Annotated in this window: 2 protein-coding genes; both read right to left on the bottom strand. The window is 37.0% G+C overall.

Features of this window, described 5'->3' with window-relative positions:
• On the bottom strand, positions 1 to 930 hold a 930-nt coding region (locus FVQ77_17335; protein ID MBW8052067.1), incomplete at its 3' end, for a tetratricopeptide repeat protein.
• Between the two features lie 128 nt (positions 931 to 1,058).
• The gene (locus FVQ77_17340; protein MBW8052068.1) at positions 1,059 to 3,368 is read right to left on the bottom strand and encodes a TonB-dependent receptor plug domain-containing protein; all 2,310 of its coding nucleotides are present in this window, start codon (positions 3,366 to 3,368) and stop codon (positions 1,059 to 1,061) included.
• Between the last annotated feature and the right edge of the window lie 111 nt (positions 3,369 to 3,479).

Below are 3,479 nucleotides of genomic sequence, written 5' to 3' on the forward strand. Positions count from 1 at the left end.
CTGATGATATTCCAACGCTTTGCCATATTCGCCTTTATCTTTATAAACGTTTCCCAGGTTATTATAGCTGCTTGTTATTTCAGGATGATCCTTGCCAAGGATTTGGTACCTGATTCTTATTGCTTGCTGATGCGATTCCATTGCTTCATTATAACTACCAGTTTCACGATAAACAATGCCTATGTTATCATAGCTCGCAGCTACATCAAGATGGTCTTTACCAAAGTTTAGTTGCCGTATTCTTAATGCTTGCTGAAAATATTCCATTGCTGTGCCATAATCGCCTCTTTCAAAATAAACAATTCCCATGTTATTATAGCTTTGAGCGATAGAAGGGTGATCTTTGCCAAGGTTTAGTTGCTTTATTCTTAATGCTTGCTGATGATATTCCATCGCTTTTTCATAATCACCTTTTTCCCAATAAATTACTCCTATATTATTAAATCCGAAAGCCATCTTAAGATGCTCATTACCAAGCGTCTTCAATATGTTCAATGATTGCTGATAATTTTTTAATGCATTATCATATTCTCCTTTTTTCCAATAAACTGCTCCCAAAACATTATAGGAGGCTGCAACAACCTTGTGTTGTTTGCCAAGTTTTTCAATCCCTGTCGTTAGTCCTGTTTTTAATTTTTCAATCGCTTTGGTGAATTGGGCTTTATAGAAATAGTTTTGGGCTATTTTGTTAAAACAAATGAGATAATCTTCCCATTTTATTAATTGCCCGTAGATCACACTTGCTTTTTCATAATAAAAAATAGCGCTGTCGTACTGGGCAACTTTGGAGAGGGAGTCGGCTTTTTTGAAATAATCACCTGCCTGCGTCCCGATGGTAATCGGGACAGGCAGGTTGGCCAAAGTGGTATCTCTCTGGCTGTAAACGATGAACGGTAGTATAACGAAAAGAAATATGATTGTAGTTTTCATAAATCGTAAATCTAAAATCGCCTAAAACAAAAAAAACCACTAATTACACGAATTACACTAATTTAATGTAAAATAAAATACCAGATTTTAATAATTAGTGAAATTAGTGTAATTCGTGGTTAAAAATTCTAAAATCGCAAATTCACCCCCACGCTCGGCAAAATCGGCAACTGGTTCACTCTTGTATAATTTACCCTGTCGAAGTAAAAGAGATTTGCTCTGTTATAAACATTGATCACGCTTGCGTTTATTTCCAGAGCAGAATATTTGCTGAATTGAAATGTTTTTTTTACAGAAAGGTCTAACCTGTGATACCAGGGAAGCCGTCCCTTGTTATATTCAGCATACAGGATACCAAGTTGGCCATTTGCAGTAGTAATATCGGTATCAATGCCACCCTGGAAGGTGATGTCCTGGTAAAATCCTGCGGTTTGCGTAAAAGGAAATCCACTGCCCAGATTCCATCTTGCTGCAAATACCCAGCTTGTCCCACCTGTATAAGAAGCAATAATATTCAAATTATGCCTGCGGTCAAAATTAGGATAATAGGTCTCGCTACCAAATTTTCTTTCTACAGAAGCAAAAGAATAACCTGTCTGAAAATATAGTTTTTTATAATCATATTTTACAAGCAGATCAATACCTTTCGCTAACCCGGTTTCTACTATGTACTCAGGATCGTCCCTTTCAATTCTATCCCTGTTTATATTGACTAATTGGATAAAATCTTTCACGTATGGTTCAATATTAACCTCAATATTGCTTCTCAGATCAATCTCAACCCCGCCTATCAGGTGCCGGGCCTTTTGGAGCTTGTTATCAATTCTATCGCCCTTATAGTCATATATTATTTCAGGACTTGAAATGAAACCTACAAACAGATTAACCACGTCTCTATCCGAGCGTGTAGCAATGAGATTCTGGGCATATAATCCGCCTGCAACTTTCAACCTTACCCGGTTATTTAAATTGTATTTTAGACCCAGGCGTGGTTCAGGGAACAGGTTATTAAGTGAAGCATAATAATGCAGTCTTAAGCCAGGTTCTATAATAAGAATGGGACGGGAGGAAGATGGCTGATGTTTGATTGATGATGGTTGATGTATAACAATCCGGGATTTAAAATAACCTGCGAGTTCAGTATTAAATTTAAGCAATTCCTGCTTGATACCGACAGGGCTGAAACCAACAAATTGTGTTTTATTTCCAAGTACCTCAATGCCGTATTTAAGTTCATGCTTTTTAATAAAATAAGTAAAGTTCAATGAACCATTAAAGCCGTTCACTTCGCTGTTTCTGGGAGATATAGTGGCTTCGGTAATACCAATTTTATAATTTGAATAAGCGAAAATTCCACTGATCAGGACTGAAGAGCCAGCAGGCAGCAAAAGAAACCTGCTGCCAATACCGAAAGAATTCCATTTGAATACTGAGCCTGGAATCAACGATGCTTTATCATCAAATCTAAAGCCATAGAAACTAACCTTACTCCCGACCGGACCTGTCAGCGTTATTTTTCCATACAGATCATTAAAGCTATAGGGCAATCCGTCTTTATCTATATAGCTGTAAAATACTTTTGAAGATTTATCCAGATATGATGATCTCCCGCTTAAAATATAGGAAATACTACCCTTCCCGGTTTCTGCTTTTACAATCGGGCCTTCAAGCATTATCTTGGAAGTAAACGGGCCGGCAGCTATTTTACCTGATAATCTTTTCTTATTGCCGTCATTGGTAACTATGTCTATGACTGCAGAGATACGTCCCCCGTACTGTGAATTAAACCCGCCTGTGTATACATCAACACTTCTTAAAATATCAGTATCAAAAACAGAAAACAGGCCGATAGAATGAAATGGGTTGTATATAACCATCCCATCAAGTAAGATCAGGTTTTGCACTGGTGCCCCACCCCTGATATACAACTGCCCTGCCTGATCCCCGGTACTGATCACACCGGGTAAGATCTGTAAATATTGTGCAAGGTCAGGTTCACCGCCAATGCTGGGCATTATCCTTATCTCTCTCGGTGAAATTGTAGTAATAGAGATGTTAACATTTTCCTGTTTATTTATCCGGATGCCCTTTACCTCAACCGTTTCCAGTTCTTTGATAGCTTCCTTTAGAAAATATTTTTTTGTTAAAATTCTTCCTGCTTTTAATGAAACAGGCATGCTCAGTGAATCATATCTTATGGAAGAAACCATTAAAGTATAATTGCCCGGGGGTACTTTTGTAATTGAAAAATAGCCATTTACGTCTGACGAGGTTCCGTAATTTGTTCCCCTAAGATATACAGTGGTATAGATGATCGGTTCTTCGCTTTCCTTATCAAGTAAAAATCCTCTTATTTCTGCGGTTTGGGCAAATGATAAATTTAAAATTTGAAAATGTGTTAATACGATAAGTATTAATATTGACTTGTTCATAATCATTTGCTTCTATTGTGTCAGGCTGGCAATAGATGATACCTAAAAATCTAAATTAAAAAAAACAACTTAAATTGTAAGCATTATTAACATCATGCATCAAATTATCAGTTACTG

The sequence above is a fragment of the Cytophagales bacterium genome (assembly GCA_019456305.1).
Taxonomy (GTDB): Bacteria; Bacteroidota; Bacteroidia; order Cytophagales; family VRUD01; genus VRUD01.

Bases quoted from the DNA above. Each gene is read 5' to 3' on its own strand.
- FVQ77_17340 (MBW8052068.1), bottom strand. From the start codon at position 3,368: ATGATTATGAACAAGTCAATATTAATACTTATCGTATTAACACATTTT.